The organism is Microbacterium sp. NPDC055312, assembly GCF_053645675.1.
Genome location: NZ_JBSHMU010000001.1, coordinates 487,748 through 505,072, shown reverse-complemented (window position 1 = coordinate 505,072; position 17,325 = coordinate 487,748). Strand labels below are relative to the sequence as shown.

Below are 17,325 nucleotides of genomic sequence, written 5' to 3'. Positions count from 1 at the left end.
CGTGACCGGGCGCACCCGGCTCGCCGTCTGGGGCGACCCGATCGGTCACAGCCGCTCACCGCAGCTGCACACCGCCGCCTACCGGCATCTCGGCCTCGAGTGGACCTACGAGCGCCGTCAGGTCGACCGGGCCGGGTTCCTCCCCGCACTCACCTCGCTCGACGACTCGTGGCGCGGACTGTCGCTGACCATGCCGCTGAAGGAGGTCGCGCACGACGCCGTCGACGAGCTCGACCGTCATGCGGCACTCACCGGCGCGGTGAACACGCTGCTTCTCGGCGAGACCCTGCGCGGATTCAACACCGATGTGGGTGGCATCGTCGACGCCTTCACCCACGCCGGAGTCGCCGACGTGCGACGCGGGCGCATCCTCGGTGCCGGAGCCACCGCGGCATCCGCGCTGGTCGCGCTGAGCGACCTCGGTGCGACCGAGGTGGAGTTCCGCGCCCGGCGTCCGGAAGCCGCCGACCGGCTGCGCCCGACGGCCGACGCACTCGGGGTGCAGCTGCGCACCGTGGACTTCGCAGCTCCGGCATCCGACGTCGACGCGACGGTCGCGACGCTGCCGAGCGGCACCGTGCTGGACCCCGACATCGCGATGCCTCTCGCCGCCGTCGGCGGCACGCTCTTCGAGGCGGCATACGCGCCGTGGCCGTCGGCCCTGGCAGCCCTCTGGCCGTCGCCGAACGTCATCTCCGGGTTCGAGATGCTGCTGTTCCAGGCCGTCCGGCAGATCCGCATCTTCCGTGACGGCGACCAGCAGCGCGAGCTGCCCGACGAGGCCGTCACAGTCGACATCATGCGGTCGGCGGGCATGGGAGACTAGAGCAATGCTCCGCGTGCTCACTGCCGGCGAATCCCACGGCCCCGAACTCATCGCCATCGTCGAGGGTCTGCCCTCGGGTGTGACGGTCACGGCCGAGGCCATCCAGGCCGACCTCCAGCGTCGCAAGCTCGGCTATGGTCGCGGCTCTCGCATGAAGTTCGAGCAGGATGAGCTGACCATCTCCAGCGGTGTTCGGCACGGACTCACCCTCGGCAGCCCCATCGCTCTGCGCATCGGCAACACCGAGTGGCCGAAGTGGACCGAGGTGATGAACCCGGCGCCCACCGAGCTGACCGAGAAGTCCCGCGGACGGGGAGCGGCGCTGACCCGCCCTCGTCCCGGTCACGCCGACCTCGTCGGCATGCAGAAGTACGATTTCGATGAGGCGCGGCCGATCCTCGAGCGCGCGAGCGCCCGAGAGACCGCCGCACGCGTCGCGCTCGGCGCGGTGGCCCGCTCGTTCCTGTCGGAGCTGGGCATCCGCCTGGTCAGCCACACCCTCTCGATCGGTCCGGTGCAGGCGCCGGATGACGCCGCTCTGCCCACGCCCGACGACGTCGAGGCGCTCGACGCCGATCCGCTGCGCTGCTTCGACGCCGAGACGTCAACCCGCATGGTCGCCGAGGTCGACTCCGCCCGCAAGGACGGCGACACCCTCGGTGGCATCGTCGAGGTGCTTGCCTACGGCCTTCCGCCGGGGATCGGCTCGCACGTGCACTGGGACCGCCGGCTCGACGGCCGCCTCGCGCAGGCGCTGATGAGCATCCAGGCGATCAAGGCCGTCGAGGTCGGTGACGGTTTCGAGACGACGCGCCGCCGCGGATCTGCCGCCCACGACGAGCTGTTCGCCGCGAACGACGGCATCACCCGGGCATCCGACCGCGCGGGCGGCATCGAGGGCGGCATGAGCACCGGCACGGTGCTGCGCATCCGAGCCGGCATGAAGCCCATCGCCACGGTGCCCCGCGCCCTGCGCACGGTCGACGTCGCCTCCGGCGAGACCGCCACGGCGCACCACCAGCGTTCCGACGTCTGCGCCGTACCGGCGGCAGGCGTCGTCGCCGAGGCCATGGTCGCCATCGAGCTCGCGAATTCGCTGCTCGAGAAGTTCGGCGGCGACAGCATCCGCGAGACACGACGCAACCTCGAGTCCTACCTGGCCGCGATCCCCGAGTCGCTGCGCACCGCACCCGCATCCGAGGCGGCACTGCTCGCCCATGATGAGCTCGTCTGACCATCCGCTGACCCTCGTGCTGGTCGGCCCGATGGCAGCGGGCAAGACGAGCGTCGGTCGCAAGGTCGCCCGCCTGCTCGACGTGCCCTTCGTCGACACCGACAAGCGCATCGCGGCCGAGCACGGCCCGATCCCCGAGATCTTCGCCGCACAGGGAGAGGCGCGCTTCCGCGAACTCGAGCGCGAAGCCGTCGCGGCGGCGATCGCCGAGGGCGGCGTGGTGTCGCTGGGTGGGGGAGCGGTGACGGATGTCGACACCCGAGCCCTGCTGCACCGGCATCCGGTCGTCTTCCTCACCGTCACCGCAGAGGCCGTCGAACGACGCATCACCGGAAGCAGCCGCCCGCTGCTGGCAGGCGAGGAGAACCCCGTGGAGAGGTGGCGCACCATCTTCGATCAGCGGCGAAGCTGGTACGAGGAGGTCGCCGACCTCACCGTCGACACATCACGCAGACCCATGCGGGCATTGGCGGAGAAGATCGCCGCCTGGAGGAGGAAGCAGCCATGACCACCACCACGATCAGCGTCTCCGGACAGACCCCCTATGACATCACGGTGGGGCGAGGCATCCTCGACCGGGTGCAGGCGGCTCTCGATCCCGCCGTGCGCAAGGTGCTCGTCGTGCATCCGCCCACCCTCGGCAAGCGGGCGGCCGAGCTGCGGGAGCGGCTCATGTCGGACGGCGGTCTCGAGGTGCTGCTCGCCGAGATCCCGGATGCCGAGGCCGGCAAGCGCATCGAGGTCGCGGCGTTCTGCTGGCAGGTGATGGGCCAGGCCGACTTCACCCGCACCGATGCGGTCGTCGGCTACGGGGGCGGGTCGGTGACCGATGTCGCCGGCTTCGTCGCCGCCACGTGGCTGCGCGGCGTGCAGGTCGTGCAGGTGCCGACCACGGTGCTCGGGCTGGTCGACGCGGCCGTGGGCGGCAAGACGGGCGTGAACACGGCCGAGGGCAAGAACATGGTGGGCGCGTTCTGGGCGCCGCGCGCGGTCGTCGGCGATCTGGACGAGCTGCAGACCCTGAGCGCGAACGAGGCGACGGCGGGGTACGCGGAGGTCGTGAAGGCGGGATTCATCTGGGCGCCCGAGATCCTCGACATCATCGAGGCGTCTCCTGAGCGGGCGGTCGATCCGACGACCGACGAGTTCCGCCGCACGGTCGAGCTCGCGATCGACATGAAGGCGAAGGTCGTCTCGGATGACTTCCGCGAGGCGGGTCTGCGCGAGATCCTGAACTACGGCCACACGCTCGGACACGCGATCGAGCACGCCGAGCGGTACCAGTGGCGCCACGGCGCGGCGATCTCGATCGGCATGATGTACGCCGCCGAGCTGTCGCGTCTGGCCGGTCGGCTGTCGGATGCCGGCGCCGACCGGCACCGCTCGGTGCTCGAGTCGCTCGGGCTGCCCACCAGCTACCGCGCGGGCGCCTGGCAGCAGCTGCTGGCGACCATGCAGCGCGACAAGAAGGCGCGGGGCGGGATGCTGCGCTTCATCCTGCTCGACGACATCGCCAAGCCCACCGTGGTGCAGGCGCCCGACGAGTCGCTCATGTTCGCCGCCTACCAGGAGATCGTGGGATGACCGAGCCGCGCAGGATGATGCTGCTGAACGGTCCGAACCTCAACCTGCTGGGCACGCGCGAGCCCGACGTCTACGGCACCGCGACGCTGGCCGACGTCGAGCAGCTCACCGCGGCGGCAGCGGCGGACGCCGGGTACGAGCTGCGCGCGCTGCAGAGCAACCACGAGGGCGTGCTGATCGACGCGATCCACGCGGCCCGGGAGGATTGCGCGGCGATCATCATCAACCCCGGCGGGCTCACGCACACCTCGGTGTCGCTGCGTGACGCGCTGACCGGAGTCGGCCTGCCGTTCGCCGAGGTGCACATCTCGGACGTGTACGCGCGGGAGGAGTTCCGGCATTTCTCGTACCTCGACGACGTCGCCGCCGTGCGCGTCGTCGGCGAGGGCGTCGACGGCTACGCGCGCGCCGTGCGCGAGCTGGCCGCCCTGATCTGACCTCAGTCGGTCCAGAACGGACGAGCTCGCGCGCTCAGCTCGGACACCGAGCCGACGCCGACGGTCACGCGCGTCTCGCCGATGCCGAATGCCGGCCATTGCATGACCACCTCGATCGGCCCGTCCGGCGGCAGCGGCCACAGCCAGAGATGATCGGCCGACGAGTAGGCGTGCGTGCCACCGCCGCCACCCTGCTCGCGTCGGCTGAGTGTGAATCCTTCAGGCTCAGCCATCGGATCGCCGCCACCGGAGAATGGGGAGACGCCGGTCACTTTCGTGCCGTCGGCCAGCACCAGCCCGATGCGGAAGCGCCCCGCCGGATTGGCTGAGCCGAAACCCATATGCTCCATGAAGGCGGCGGTCAGCTCGTTCCAGTCCTCCATCGCGATGCCGTTGCGGCGCACGCGCCGCTGAATGCGGAGCTCGATCCCATCGGAGTAGACGGCGACGGCGACGAGGGCCACCGCGACATGGTCGGTCACAGCCAGGACCTCGGCCGCCGGCACGAGGATCGGCAGCTCATCCTCGGGAGCCTGCCACCACCGCGGCTGCGGGGACTCGACGTCGTCGTCGTGCTCGGGCATCGGAGGATCAGGTGGGAAGAAGCTCACGCGGCCAGTTCACCATGGGATCTATGCTGCTGTACAGAGTTGCGGAGCAGTGCGGGCGCGCGCCCGTCGTCGCGTCGATTCCGGTGCAGTTCGGTACGCAGCTCACCGTCTCCGGTGTCGCACCCGATCGTCAGAAGGGCGGGGGTGCGGTGCTGGTGTAGCCGGTGGGGGTGACGACCTGGACGGTGCGGTCGGGGCGGGTGCGGTATCGGATGCGGGTGCGATGTCGCATGGTGTGATCGCGCGGGCAGAGCGGTCGGAGTTGGGTGAGGTCGGTGGTGCCGCCCCGAGCCCAGGGCCGGTCGTGTTTCGACTCTCTCGGCTCCGCCGATTTCGCTCAACAACCGGTTGCGCTCACGCGCGGCGCGAGCGCTATGAGGCGTCGACGGCGAGGTGGGTGCACCCGTCGCGGGAGCAGGTGCCGTGCTGCAGAGTCTGCCAGTCGCGTTGCGCTTGGGTGGGGCGGTAGGTGCGGCGGTCCATGTCGATGATCACGGCTTTGATCGGGTCGGTGATCACGCGGCGGAACCCTTTTGCGTCGAGGAAGAGCTGTTTCGCGGTGAGCGGGTCGATGGTGTCGCCGCCCACGATCGACGCCTGCTCGACGGGGACGGGTTCGCCGGCGAGGAGCTGGACGGGCACGGTGACGAAGAGCTTCGTCTTCACCGCGGTCGGCGTGCCGACGCCGCGCAGCCATGCGCTGAACAGGTCGGCGCGGATCTGATCCCGCGTGCGCCCGTCGCGGGCTCAGCTCGGACACCGCGCCGACGCACCGCGGGATTGGCTAGAACAGCGAGTTCATCGCGGCGTAGTCCACGGCGGGAGCCAGAGAAGCGTGCGTGCCAGTGGTCAGCAGTTCAGCTGCGGCCCGATGCGCGATGGCGTAACACGCCTGGGCCACGCCGGATCCGGCGCTCACGCGGGCGACGCCGAGCCGAGACAGGGCTGCCGCGGTGGGCGCGCCCGGTCCCACCATGACGTTGACGGGGCCGTCGACCTCCTGCACGAGCACCCTGATCGTGTCGACATCGACCACGCCCGGAACGAACACGCCGTCCGCTCCGGCGTCGAGATAGCGGCGCGCGCGCCGCAGCGTCTCTGCCAAGCGCTCCGCGGGAGCGGCGACGCCCCCGAGAAACACGTCGGTGCGGGCGTTGATGAACAGCGGCACACCCGAGCGGGCGGCGGCGCGCCGGGCGGCGCTGATCCGGTCGGCCATGTCGCCGGGGTGCAGGAGTCCATCCTCGATGTTGATGCCCACCGCACCGCTCTCCACGACATCCGCCACCGTACGCTCGACGCCGGCTGCGCTGTCCGCGTATCCGGCCTCGACGTCGACGGTGACCGGCACCGTGACGGCGGCCACGATACGAGCCGCCGCGGCGATCGCTTCCTCGCGAGCGAGGACGTTACCGTCTGCGCAGCCCAGTGACCATGCCACCCCCGCACTGGTCGTCGCGATCGCCGGAGCGCCGGCACTCTCGATGAGCCGCGCGCTGGCAGCGTCCCACGCGTTGGCGAGGAGAAGTGGCTGTCCTGGGTTGAAGTGCAGAGCACGGAAGGTGATCGCCTGGGCATGTCTGTGTCTGTTGTCCATCTGCTCAGTCCATCGCGGCCGGATGCCGAATGCTGGCGGGTTTCGGACGACGCAGTGCGTGCCGCAGCCGATTCGACCGGAGGTCCGTGGGGGAGTGGTCCGGTCGCGATAGGTGGAGACGTGAAGTGCGCCTCGGATCTGATCGCCCGATCCGAGGCATCCGATAGAATCGGTTTTCGGCCACCTTCTTGCGCGCAACCGCGCCCGGCCCTCGAAGCTTCTGAATGAACGGACCCGCATCACCATGGCATCCACCGCAGACATCAAGAACGGCGTCGTCATCAAGATCGACGGACAGCTCTGGAGCGTCGTGGAGTTCCAGCACGTCAAGCCCGGCAAGGGCGGCGCCTTCGTCCGCACCAAGCTGAAGAACGTCGTGACGGGCAAGTCGGTCGACAAGACGTACAACGCCGGCACCAAGATCGAGATCGAGAACGTCGATCGTCGCGACTTCACCTACCTGTACACCGATGGCGACAGCTTCGTCTTCATGGACCAGGAGGACTACGACCAGATCAACGTCGCCGCGGCCACCGTCGGCGACGCCAAGAACTACATGCTCGAGAACCAGCAGGTGCAGATCGCGCTGAACAACGGCATCCCGCTCTACATCGAGCTGCCCGCCTCGGTCGTGCTCGAGGTCACCTACACCGAGCCGGGTCTGCAGGGCGACCGCTCGTCGGCCGGCACCAAGCCCGCCACGCTCGAGACCGGCTACGAGATCCAGGTCCCGCTGTTCCTCGAGCAGGGCACGAAGGTCAAGGTCGACACCCGCACGGGTGACTACCTCGGCCGGGTCAACGACTGACCTTGAGCGCTCGCACCAAGGCGCGCAAGCGCGCCCTCGACATCCTCTTCTCGGCCGACGTGCGCGGCGAAGAGCTCTCGGTCGTGCTCGCCGCAGCCGCCAAGCGCGCTGCCAGCGAGCCCGCACGTGAGGCCTCATGGCTGTATGCCCGCGACATCGTCGACGGCATTCTCGACAACCGCGATGAGATCGACGAGCACATCACCACGCACAGCAACGACTGGAAGCTCGAGCGGATGCCCGCCGTCGACCGGGCTCTGCTGCGCATCGGCACCTGGGAGATCGTCTACAACGACGAGGTCCCCACGGCCGTCGCGATCGACGAGGCCGTGGAGCTCGCCAAGGAGCTCTCGACCGAGGACTCCGGCGCGTTCGTGCACGGGGTGCTGGCCCGCATCGCCCGATCGATCTGAATCGCAACCGGCGCTGAGCGAGTGTCGGTGGTGACGGGGAGGATGCTGTCATGAGCTCTCCCCGCCCGCCTGCGACGGCGCTGCGCGCCCTCGCGGGCGACGGCGGGTACCAGCGCGGGCTCGACTACGCTCGTCGCGGTCGCGTCGTAGAGGCGCGGTGGGATGCCGGATCGCAGACGCTCACGGCCGACGTGGCGGGCAGCGAACGCGCCCCGTACCGGTGCCGGGTGCGCTTCGACGAGCAGCGGATCATGACGACCAGCTGCACGTGCCCGGTCGCCGCGGCCTGCAAGCATGCGATCGCGGCGATCCTCATCGGTGCCGACGCGGATGAGACGCCCGGCACCGCAAGCGAGCCGCCCGTCGCGGTGCCTCCCGCGCCGCCACCGCCGCGCGAGCCGTGGGAGCAGTTCGGGGCGTTCGCCCGCCCCGTTCCGCCGCCGGCATGGCGTGCGCTGCTGAACGCTCCGCCCGCGGCGACGTCCGCGCTGCCGCTCGCTCTCGGTATCGAGCTGCGGGTGCGTCCGCGCCAGTCGTTCGACCGGTGGGGGCCCGCCGCCCTGCAGACGGCGACACCCCGCGACCTCGCCGGCGATCACGGTGAGATCCTGCTCTGCGTCCGCCCGCTCATGCGCAGCGCATCGACCGGCCGATGGATCCACGGCGACGCCTCGTGGGACTCCGTGCGACGCTCGTCGGGCCGCTTCGACCCGGATCAGGCGCGGTGGTTCACCGACTTCCTCAACATCGCGCGTGATTCCCTGCTGTCGGGCACCGCGGGCGACTGGATCGCGCTCGACCGTGTCGAGACGCCGTTGCTGTGGCAGCACGTCGACGCGCTGGCCGGCCTGGGCATCCCGATCATTCCGACGCAGAAGCACACCGCTGTGCACGTCGCCCAGGATGCGACGATCGGTCTGCGCATCGATCCCGCAGACAGCGGGGGCCTCACAGTCGGCGTCGAGGCGGTGCTCGACGGGCGGCCCGCGCCGGCCGAGCAGCTGCGCCCGATCGGGCGCATCGGACTCTACCGGTGGGAACTGGTGGGATCGGGCGTCGTCGTGACCATCGCGCGCATCGCGCTCGCACCCGCCGTGCTGAACGCCCTCAACACGCCGGCGTCGATCGACGTGCCGCCGAACGACCGGGAGAGGTTCCTCGCCGAGGCGTACCCCGTGCTCGCCAGGCAGACGCTGGTGACGGCCCCCGACCACCTCGCTCTGCCCTCGCTCGCCGTGCCCCAGCCGGTGCTGCGGGTGGCGTTCCGCGACGGGCACCGCGTCACGTATCGATTCGAGTGGGAGTACGCCGGGCACGGCTCGGTCGCCGTCGGCGAGGGCGCGGAGCCGTTCCGCGATCCGGATGCCGAGCGCCGGCGCCTCCGCGAGATCGAGACGATCTGGGCCGGTGCGACCCGCGACGAGTTCCGCCGTCGCGCGGACCTCGAGCAGATCGTCGCGGCGGAGTGGGCCGCGCACGTGCTGCCCGCGTTCGAATCGAGCGACGTGAAGGTCGTCGTCACGGGCCGCCGAACCCGGTACAGAGAGCTGACCGGGACGCCCGAGATCTCGGTGTCGACGGTCGAGTCGACCGACGCCGACTGGTTCGACCTCGGAGTGCTCGTGAAGATCGACGGGCACTCCATCCCGTTCACCCCGCTGTTCACCGCGCTGAGCATGCGACGCACCAAGCTCATGCTCGTCGACGGCACGTACTTCTCGCTCGCGCACCCCGCCCTGCAGCAGCTGCGTGATCTCATCGACGAGGCGGGCGCACTCACCGAATGGGAGACGGGGCCGCGGATCAGCCGCTATCAGACCGCGCTCTGGGAGGATTTCGAAGACCTGGCCGACGAATCCGAGCAGGCGGTCAGCTGGCGCGCCACGGCCGAGGGCCTGCGCGGCATCGAGCGCGTGCCCCGCACAGTGCCGCCTGCGGGGCTGCAGGCACAGCTGCGCCCCTACCAGCAGCAGGGACTCGACTGGCTGGCGTTCCTGTGGCAGCACCGGCTCGGAGGCATCCTCGCCGACGACATGGGCCTGGGAAAGACCCTGCAGCTGCTCGCGCTCGTCGCACACGCGGTGGAGGCGGGGGAGCGGCGGCCCTTCCTCGTGATCGCACCCACCTCGGTGCTCGGCACATGGCGCAGCGAGTCGAGCCGGTTCACCCCTGACCTGCGCGTTCGCGTCGTCGACGGCACCGGATCGCGTCGAGCAGACGAGATCTCCGCGATGGCCGCCGGGGCCGACATCATCGTCACCTCGTACACGCTGCTGCGACTGGATGCCGAGGAATACCGGGGCATCGACTGGGCGGGTGTGATCATCGACGAAGCCCAATTCGCGAAGAACCCCGCCACGAAGGTGCACCAGGCGATCGCGCAGCTGCGATCCGACGTCACGATCGCCGTCACCGGCACGCCGCTCGAGAACAGCCTGACCGACCTGTGGGCGCTGTTCTCGCTGACCGCGCCGGGGCTGTTCCCCTCGAAGCGTCGCTTCCGCGAGGAGTACGTGCAGCCGATCGAGCAGGGAAAGGTTCCGGAGAACGAGGAAGGGGCGCCGTACCGCCAGCGACGGCTCGAGCGCCTGCGCCATCGCATCCGACCGCTCATGCTGCGACGCACGAAGGAACTGGTCGCGAGCGACCTGCCCGAGAAGCAGGTGCAGGAGCTGTTCGTCGACCTGAGCCCCGCGCACCGAGCGGTCTACGACACCGTCCTGCAGCGAGAGCGTCAGAAGGTGCTCGGCCTGCTCGCCGACCTCGACCGCAATCGCTTCATCGTGTTCCGCTCGCTCACGATGCTGCGGATGCTTGCGCTGTCGCCGCGGCTGATCGATCCGGATGCCCATGACGCGACCTCCGCGAAACTGGACGTGCTGCTCGAGCACGTGCAGGAGCTGCGCGCCGAAGGGCACCGGGCGCTCGTCTTCAGCCAGTTCACGTCGTACCTCGACATGGCCGCAGATCGGTTGCGCGCCGCGGGCATCGCCTACGACTACCTCGACGGGTCGACGCGCCGCAGAGACGAGGTCATCGACGGGTTCCGCTCGGGTGACGCTCCGGTGTTCCTGATCAGCCTCAAAGCAGGCGGGTTCGGCCTCACTCTCACCGAGGCCGACTACGTGCTGCTGCTCGACCCGTGGTGGAACCCCGCGGCCGAAGCGCAGGCCATCGATCGCACGCACCGGATCGGGCAGACGCAGCGCGTGTTCGTGTACCGGCTGATCGCTGCGGGCACCATCGAGGAGAAGGTGCTGGCGCTGCAGCAGCGCAAGGCTCGACTGTTCACCGCGGTGATGGACGACGAGGCGCTGTTCTCGCAGGCGCTCACCGCCGACGACATCCGCGGGCTGCTGGAGCCGTGAGCGGCGCGCTGCGCGCATCCGGATAGCCACGGCCGGTCATCGGACGCGCTCAGCGAGCGCTCGGTAGAATCGACGTCGTCCAACCCTGAGGAGAGACATGCGGATCACGGGACTCGGCCACGCCGGGATGTTCATCGAGACGGTCGGCGGCAACATCATCTGCGACCCCGTTCTCGGGCCCTCCTTCTACGGCTCGTGGTTCCCGTTCCCCGACAACCGCGGCCTCGACTGGGAGCGCCTCGGACGCGAGGCGGACTTCCTGTACATCTCGCACCGTCACCGCGACCACTTCGACCCGAACCTGCTCGAGAAGTACATCTCGAAGGACATCGAGGTGCTGCTGCCCGAGTACGTCACCGATGACCTCGAAGTCGACATCCGGGCGCTCGGCTACAACAACATCACCTACGCGCCCGCCGGCCAGGTGATCGAACGCGGTGATCTGAAGATCATGATCACGCCGCTGCGTGCCCCGAGCGACGGCCCGATCGGCGACTCGTCGCTGAGCGTCGACGACGGCACGGCATCCATCCTCAACCAGAACGACTCGCACCCGCTGGATCTGGAGGCGCTGCTGTCGTTCGGCAAGCCCGAGGCGTACTTCACCCAGGTGTCGGGCGCGATCTGGTGGCCGATGGTCTACGACCTGCCTCAGGATGCCAAGCAGAAGTTCGCCGCTCTGAAGCGCGACGCGCAGAACAAGCGCGCCATGTACTACATCGAGAAGGTCGACGCGCCGCACGTCTTCCCGATGGCAGGGCCACCCATGTTCCTGCGCGACGAGCTGTTCCGCTTCAACGGCACCGGCCAGGACGACGACTCGATCTTCACCGATCAGAAGGAGTTCCTGGCGCACATGAAGCAGCTCGCGCCGCAGTACGACGGCCACCTCTTCATCCCGGGCACCGTCGTGGAGATGAACCACGGTGAGCTGACCGTCTCGCAGAGCCTGTACTCTCAGGACGAGATCGACCACATCTTCGACGAGAAGTGGGAGTACCTCGAAGAGCAGCGCGCGTCGCGCCAGCAGGAGATCCTCGACGAGGAGGCCACCCGTGCCGAGGTTCTCCCGCCGGCTGAGATGCTCGCCGCGATCAAGGAGTGGTGGGAGCCGCTGCTGAAGAAATCGCGCACCATCCGCCTCGGCGTCGGCGGCAAGGTGCGCTTCAAGATCGGCGAGCTGGACATGGTCGTCGACTTCCCGAAGGCGAAGGTCCGCGAATACGCGGGCGAGGAGTGCATCTACTGGTACACGATCCCCGCCGACCTCGTCTCGACGAACATCCGCGACCACGAGATCGACTGGTCGAACTCGATCTTCCTCTCGATGCAGTTCTCGGTCGGACGCAGCGGCAAGTTCAACGAGTTCCTCACCACGTTCCTCAAGTGCCTCTCAGTCGACCGCATCGAGTACGTCGAGAACTGGTACCAGGAGCAGACCGACCAGACCGAGGACACCGAGATCGACGACTGGGTCGTGCAGCGCCGCTGCCCGCACCTGCGCGCCGACCTCACCCGCACCGGCACGATCGAGGACGGCGTCCTCACCTGCTCGATGCACGACTGGAAGTGGGACCTGAAGACCGGCAAGTGCCTGTCGACGGCAGGTCATGAGATCCGTGCCACGAAGCTCGACCCCGTCACCGACGAGGCGCTCCGTATCGGGGCCTGAGCAGAAGCTCCTTCAGCGAGTTCGGGCGCAGATCTAGGGCGTTCAGTTCGTCACGCATGACGCGCTCCACGTCGTACCGACCGCGTGACGGGCCGTCGTATTCCGGGCCGTCGGCGCGCGTCGGATCGATGGACATGAGCGTCGCGGCATAGAACACCTCGGAGCGGGTGCTGTCGAGCTGGCGCTCGTGGAGCACTCCGCCGAGTTCAGCCGCAGCACCCAGCTCTTCGCGGAGCTCACGGCGCAGGGCATCCTCGTGCGATCGGTCGCTAAGCATCACCCCGCCGCCGGGCGTCGTCCAGTACGGCGCCTGCCCGGGGTGCGTGCGCTTGATGAGGACGAACCGACCATCGCCATCCGTCAGCACCGCGCGCACGCGCACCAGCGGGAGGGTGAGCTCGATCACCTCTGGGAACCGCAGCTGCTCCCAGAACTCGACCGCCGCGTCGCCGGACGGGATCAAGCCCTGGCCGACCATCCAAGCCGTCAGCACCATGCCATGGGTACCCACAATGAGGTGCTCGGCCTGATGCGTGAGCAGACCTTCGTGGAAACGCCGTGCCGCGGCATTTGGAGTCTCCCATCCTTCGTGACGCTCGTCGAGCCGCCCGCCGATCCAGGCGCGACGAGCGTCACGGAACCCGTCATGCACGCTCTCGACGCGGTCGACCTCGCGGAAGCGAGGATCCACCAGCATCCGCTCTGATCGAACGGCCGCCATGACAGTATCCGCAGCCTTCCGTTCGGGACTCGTCGAGATCACCGTGCACGGTCCCGCGTTCAGATCGAGAGCCGCTGCGGCAGTGGCGCCAGACGACGACAGCGGCCACGCCGAAGGATCCAGCGAAGGATCGACGTCGGGCTGAGCATGCCGAACGAAGGTGATCCGGGACATGCTGATCAGCCTAAGTGCGAGGAGCGCACCCCTCTGTACCACCCTGAGCCACAGCGGTACACCAGTGGCATGGCGACGACACTGCCGCGGATCCAGGTGACTCAGATGCCCTAACCGGCCGCGGGACTCGAACTGGCGGCGAAGGAGTGGCCCGGCGCCTCCCGCTCCGAGCTCTTCGTCCGATGAGCCCGTGCCGATCGCTCGACTCCGCGCGAAAACTCGACTCCGCGCGAAAACTCGAGTGAAGCCGCCTGACGTCTGTGTGCCGGCGGCCGCGATCCAGCACGAGGCGACGCTCGCCACCTTCGACAAGCGCCTCGCTGATGTCGGCCGCGCCCGCGGTGTCGACGTCCTCGGAGCATGACTCGAGTCGCTCGAACAGAACCATCAGATGGACCGCCGATGACCGCTCCGCGCCGCGGGGGAGTGCCCCTCCGATCGGCTAGACTCGATCGAAAGCAACCTTTAACACCGTCCGGAGAGGCGGAGAAGGGAGCGGCCGTTGTCTGCACGCACTGTGCTGCACGAAGCCGATATCGCGCGCGCTCTGACGCGCATCGCCCACGAGATCCTCGAGTCCAACAGAGGAGCCGACGGGCTCGTGCTCCTCGGCATCCCGACCAGGGGAGTGACGCTCGCCGATCGACTCGGCTCGGTCATCTCCGGCATCGCCGAGACCGACATCCCCGTCGGATCGCTCGACATCACGCTGTTCCGCGATGATCTGGCGAAGCACCCGACACGTGCCCCGAAGCGCACCGAGATCCCCGCCGGCGGCATCGACGGCAAGACCGTGGTGCTCGTCGACGACGTGCTGTTCTCGGGCCGCAGCATCCGCGCAGCGCTCGACGCTTTGCAGTCGATCGGCCGCCCGTCGGCGGTACGCCTGGCGATCCTCGTCGATCGCGGCCACCGCGAGCTGCCCATCCGACCCGACTTCGTCGGCAAGAACATCCCGTCGTCCCGCGCGGAGCGCGTCAACCTCCGCCTGCGCGAACTCGACGGAGCCGACGAGGTGACGATCGAATCATGAGGCACCTGCTCGACATCCGCACTCTCGATCGCGCGCAGGCGCTGCGCATCCTCGACGTCGCCGAGGACATGGCCGACACCCAGTCGCGCGAGGTCAAGAAGCTCCCGACGCTGCTCGGCAAGACCGTCGTCAACCTCTTCTTCGAGGACTCCACCCGCACCCGCATCTCGTTCGAGGCGGCGGCGAAGCGGCTCTCCGCCGATGTGATCAACTTCTCCGCGAAAGGCTCCAGCCTCTCGAAGGGCGAGAGCCTGAAGGACACCGCCCAGACCCTGGAGGCCATGGGGGCGGATGCCGTGGTCGTGCGCCACTCGGCATCCGGCGCACCGCGCACCCTGGCCACCAGCGGCTGGATCTCGGCCGGCGTGATCAATGCCGGCGACGGGACGCACGAGCACCCGACCCAGGCGCTGCTCGACGCGTTCACGATCCGCAAGCGCCGCCACGGCGGTGACAGTCGAGGCCGCGACCTGTCCGGTCTGCGCGTCGTCATCGTCGGCGACGTGCTGCACTCGCGCGTGGCCCGCTCGAACGTGTGGCTGCTGTCGCTGCTCGGTGCCGACGTCACGCTGGTGACACCGCCGACGCTCGTGCCGCAGAACGTGTCGCAGTGGCCGGTGCGGGTGCTCTACGACCTCGACGCCGCTCTCGCCGACGGTCCGGACGCCGTCATGATGCTGCGTATCCAGGCAGAGCGCATGCACGCCGCGTATTTCCCGACTGAACGGGAGTATTCCCGGCTGTGGGGGCTGGACGCCGTGCGCGCGGCGACGCTGCCGGACGATAGCATTGTGATGCACCCGGGGCCGATGAACCGTGGGCTCGAGATCTCATCCGAAGCCGCAGATTCCCCCCGTTCCACCGTGCTGGAGCAGGTCACCAACGGGGTCTCGGTGCGCATGGCCGTGCTCTACCTGCTGCTTGCAGGCGAGCGCAACGACGAAGAGGGGAAGTGAAGTGAGCCAGACCCTCGTCATCGAAGGCGTCCAGCTGCTCGGGCGCGAGAGCGCCGACATCGTGATCGAGAACGGTGTCGTCACCGAGATCGGCTCCGGGCTCAGCCGATCGGGTGCGCGCGTCATCGACGCCGCAGGCCTGATCGCGCTGCCGGGTCTCGTCGACCTGCACACACATCTGCGTGAGCCCGGGTTCGAGGCATCTGAGACCGTGCTCACGGGCACGCAGGCCGCGGCGGCCGGTGGCTTCACCGCGGTGTTCGCCATGCCGAACACCCAGCCCGTCGCCGACACCGCCGGTGTCGTCGAGCAGGAGCTCGCGCTCGGCGAGGCTGCGGGATACGCGACCGTGCAGCCGATCGGCGCCGTGACCGTCGGGCAGAAGGGCGAGCGCCTCGCCGAACTCGGCGCCATGGCCGGATCCCGCGCCCGCGTGCGCGTGTTCAGCGACGACGGCTTCTGCGTGTGGGACCCGCTGATCATGCGGCGTGCGCTGGAGTACGTGAAGTCGTTCGACGGCGTCATCGCCCAGCATGCGCAGGATCCGCGGCTGACCGAGGGCGCCCAGATGAACGAGGGCGTCGTGTCGGCCGAGCTCGGCCTCGCCGGCTGGCCGGCCGTCGCCGAGGAGTCGATCATCGCCCGCGACGTGCTCCTCGCCGAGCACGTCGGCTCCCGTCTGCACGTCTGCCACCTCTCGACCGCCGGGTCGGTCGACATCATCCGGTGGGCCAAGAAGCGCGGCATCCACGTCACCGCCGAGGTCACCCCGCACCACCTGCTGCTGACCGACGACCTCGTGCGCGACTACGACGCCCGGTACAAGGTCAACCCGCCGCTGCGCACCGCGGAGGACGTCTCGGCCGTGCGCGAGGGGCTCGCCGACGGGACGATCGACATCGTCGCGACCGACCACGCCCCGCACCCGGCCGAGAACAAGGCGTGCGAATGGCAGGCTGCCGCGAACGGCATGGTCGGGCTCGAGAGCGCGCTGCGGGTGGTGCATCAAGCGATGGTGCAGACCGGGCAGCTCGACTGGGCCGACGTCGCGCGCGTGATGAGCGCGACTCCCGCGCGGATCGGACGCCTCGACGGCTTCGGTGCGCTCGAGGTAGGGCGCCCTGCGCACGTGACGCTGTACGACCCGAGCGTGCCCGGTGTGTTCACCGAGGCCGACCTGCACGGGCGCAGCCACAACTCCCCGTACCTCGGCCGAGAGCTTCCCGGCCGCGTGCAGTGGACGATCCACGGCGGCGTCGTGACCGTCGACGGGGGAGCGCTCGTCGAGCAGCTCCCCGGCGGCGAGCAGAGCGGGACGAAGTGAGCCGTGAGCTCGCGGTGCTCGTCATCGCCGCAGTCGCCGCGCTCATCCTGCTCGCGATGTTCGTCGGCTGGCGCCGGCGACTCCGCCGCGACGCCGGGCTGACCGCCCCGCTCGGCGTGCCCGAGCACGCCGAGGTGACCGGCAGATACGAGATCCTGTACGTCGCCACCACCAAGCACGATCAGCCTCTCGAGCGGCTCGCCGTCAGCCCGCTGACGTACCGGGCTCGAGGCGAGCTCGTGCTCACGGATCGGGGCGTCGCCCTCAGCCTCGATGGCGCGCCGACCGTGTTCCTGTCATCCGCGCGGCTGCTCGCCGCCGACCGCGCGACCGTCGCCATCGACCGCGTCGTGGAGCGCGACGGTCTCATCCGCCTCGTCTGGCGGGCGACCGACGACATCCACGTCGATTCCTTCATCCGGCCCATCTCAGGTGGGCCCTCAGAAATCCTGCCGCAGCTCGAGCGCCTCTGCGCCGGCGCGGAGAACGGAGACAACTCGTGACATCGACCAACCAGGCGCCCCAGGGCCCTTCGACAGGCTCAGGGGCCCAGGGAACGCAGCACCC

19 protein-coding genes and 1 pseudogene are annotated in these 17,325 nt (G+C 69.2%); 15 read left to right on the top strand and 5 right to left on the bottom strand.

From position 1 onward, the window contains the following. Window position 1: 1 nt before the first annotated feature. Genes ACWIDW_RS02470 through ACWIDW_RS02450 form a run of 5 tightly spaced genes read left to right on the top strand, consistent with a single transcriptional unit; the run spans window position 2 to window position 4,081 of the window. Complete coding sequence (locus ACWIDW_RS02470) at window positions 2-826, top strand: shikimate dehydrogenase family protein (RefSeq protein ID WP_454122680.1); 825 nt, start codon at window positions 2-4, stop codon at window positions 824-826. A 4-nt stretch (window positions 827-830) separates the two neighbouring features. Further along, the gene (gene aroC / locus ACWIDW_RS02465) at window positions 831-2,060 is read left to right on the top strand and encodes a chorismate synthase (protein WP_454122678.1); all 1,230 of its coding nucleotides are present in this window, start codon (window positions 831-833) and stop codon (window positions 2,058-2,060) included. Continuing rightward, window positions 2,047-2,568 (top strand): shikimate kinase, encoded by a 522-nt coding sequence (locus tag ACWIDW_RS02460; RefSeq protein ID WP_454122677.1) that lies wholly within the window; start codon window positions 2,047-2,049, stop codon window positions 2,566-2,568. The genes aroC and ACWIDW_RS02460 overlap by 14 nt, the downstream gene beginning before the upstream one ends. Next, window positions 2,565-3,644, top strand: coding sequence for a 3-dehydroquinate synthase (gene aroB, locus ACWIDW_RS02455; protein WP_454122675.1), 1,080 nt, complete (start codon window positions 2,565-2,567; stop codon window positions 3,642-3,644). The genes ACWIDW_RS02460 and aroB overlap by 4 nt, the downstream gene beginning before the upstream one ends. Next, window positions 3,641-4,081, top strand: a complete 441-nt coding sequence (locus tag ACWIDW_RS02450) for a type II 3-dehydroquinate dehydratase (protein WP_454122673.1) — start codon at window positions 3,641-3,643, stop codon at window positions 4,079-4,081. Before aroB ends, ACWIDW_RS02450 begins: the two co-directional genes overlap by 4 nt. Window positions 4,082-4,083: 2 nt before the next feature. Here ACWIDW_RS02450 and ACWIDW_RS02445 read toward each other — a convergent pair whose 3' ends face one another. After that, a complete protein-coding gene (locus tag ACWIDW_RS02445) occupies window positions 4,084-4,665 on the bottom strand; it encodes a hypothetical protein (protein WP_454122671.1) in 582 nt (193 codons plus the stop codon). A gap of 50 nt (window positions 4,666-4,715) precedes the next feature. Between ACWIDW_RS02445 and ACWIDW_RS02440 the strand changes: the two genes are divergently transcribed. Further along, window positions 4,716-4,853 carry a hypothetical protein gene (locus tag ACWIDW_RS02440; protein WP_454122669.1) on the top strand — a complete coding sequence of 46 codons (138 nt, stop codon included), beginning with the start codon at window positions 4,716-4,718 and terminating at the stop codon, window positions 4,851-4,853. Here the strand turns inward: ACWIDW_RS02440 and ACWIDW_RS02435 are convergent. The 3 genes and pseudogenes from ACWIDW_RS02435 to ACWIDW_RS02425 all read right to left on the bottom strand — a co-directional run. Continuing rightward, window positions 4,823-4,987 (bottom strand): annotated as a pseudogene (locus ACWIDW_RS02435) (HNH endonuclease signature motif containing protein); the annotation flags it as partial. The gene ACWIDW_RS02440 and the pseudogene ACWIDW_RS02435 sit on opposite strands and share 31 nt — an antisense overlap. Window positions 4,988-5,064: 77 nt before the next feature. Next, a complete protein-coding gene (locus tag ACWIDW_RS02430; protein WP_454122667.1) occupies window positions 5,065-5,358 on the bottom strand; it encodes a hypothetical protein in 294 nt (97 codons plus the stop codon). A 118-nt stretch (window positions 5,359-5,476) separates the two neighbouring features. Next, on the bottom strand, window positions 5,477-6,289 hold the full coding sequence (locus ACWIDW_RS02425) for an isocitrate lyase/PEP mutase family protein (RefSeq protein WP_454122665.1): 813 nt from the start codon (window positions 6,287-6,289) through the stop codon (window positions 5,477-5,479). A 244-nt stretch (window positions 6,290-6,533) separates the two neighbouring features. On the opposite strand from ACWIDW_RS02425, the gene efp reads away from it, so the two are divergent. From efp to ACWIDW_RS02405, 4 genes are all read left to right on the top strand, one after another. Next, window positions 6,534-7,097, top strand: coding sequence for an elongation factor P (gene efp, locus ACWIDW_RS02420; protein ID WP_454122663.1), 564 nt, complete (start codon window positions 6,534-6,536; stop codon window positions 7,095-7,097). Between the two features lie 2 nt (window positions 7,098-7,099). Then, the gene (nusB, locus tag ACWIDW_RS02415) at window positions 7,100-7,510 is read left to right on the top strand and encodes a transcription antitermination factor NusB (protein ID WP_454122661.1); all 411 of its coding nucleotides are present in this window, start codon (window positions 7,100-7,102) and stop codon (window positions 7,508-7,510) included. A 50-nt stretch (window positions 7,511-7,560) separates the two neighbouring features. After that, window positions 7,561-10,878 carry a DEAD/DEAH box helicase gene (locus tag ACWIDW_RS02410; RefSeq protein WP_454122659.1) on the top strand — a complete coding sequence of 1,106 codons (3,318 nt, stop codon included), beginning with the start codon at window positions 7,561-7,563 and terminating at the stop codon, window positions 10,876-10,878. 97 nt (window positions 10,879-10,975) lie between these two features. Further along, window positions 10,976-12,550, top strand: a complete 1,575-nt coding sequence (locus tag ACWIDW_RS02405) for a Rieske 2Fe-2S domain-containing protein (protein ID WP_454122657.1) — start codon at window positions 10,976-10,978, stop codon at window positions 12,548-12,550. On the opposite strand, the gene ACWIDW_RS02400 is transcribed toward ACWIDW_RS02405, so the two are convergent. Continuing rightward, on the bottom strand, window positions 12,519-13,445 hold the full coding sequence (locus ACWIDW_RS02400; protein WP_454123240.1) for an NUDIX domain-containing protein: 927 nt from the start codon (window positions 13,443-13,445) through the stop codon (window positions 12,519-12,521). The genes ACWIDW_RS02405 and ACWIDW_RS02400 overlap by 32 nt on opposite strands. 241 nt (window positions 13,446-13,686) lie before the next feature. Here ACWIDW_RS02400 and ACWIDW_RS02395 point away from each other — a divergent pair, with 241 nt between their 5' ends. The 5 genes from ACWIDW_RS02395 (at window position 13,687) to ACWIDW_RS02375 (ending at window position 17,261) form a co-directional block, all read left to right on the top strand. Further along, window positions 13,687-13,809 (top strand): hypothetical protein, encoded by a 123-nt coding sequence (locus ACWIDW_RS02395; protein WP_454123260.1) that lies wholly within the window; start codon window positions 13,687-13,689, stop codon window positions 13,807-13,809. Window positions 13,810-13,947: 138 nt separating this feature from the next. Further along, the gene (pyrR, locus tag ACWIDW_RS02390) at window positions 13,948-14,478 is read left to right on the top strand and encodes a bifunctional pyr operon transcriptional regulator/uracil phosphoribosyltransferase PyrR (RefSeq protein ID WP_452320986.1); all 531 of its coding nucleotides are present in this window, start codon (window positions 13,948-13,950) and stop codon (window positions 14,476-14,478) included. Beyond that, a complete protein-coding gene (locus ACWIDW_RS02385) occupies window positions 14,475-15,434 on the top strand; it encodes an aspartate carbamoyltransferase catalytic subunit (RefSeq protein WP_454122655.1) in 960 nt (319 codons plus the stop codon). The genes pyrR and ACWIDW_RS02385 overlap by 4 nt, the downstream gene beginning before the upstream one ends. A 1-nt stretch (window position 15,435) precedes the next feature. Next, window positions 15,436-16,758, top strand: coding sequence for a dihydroorotase (locus ACWIDW_RS02380; RefSeq protein WP_454122653.1), 1,323 nt, complete (start codon window positions 15,436-15,438; stop codon window positions 16,756-16,758). Next, window positions 16,755-17,261: a PH-like domain-containing protein gene (locus tag ACWIDW_RS02375; protein WP_454122651.1), complete on the top strand. Its 507-nt coding sequence runs from the start codon at window positions 16,755-16,757 to the stop codon at window positions 17,259-17,261. Before ACWIDW_RS02380 ends, ACWIDW_RS02375 begins: the two co-directional genes overlap by 4 nt. The last annotated feature ends 64 nt before the right edge of the window (window positions 17,262-17,325 follow it).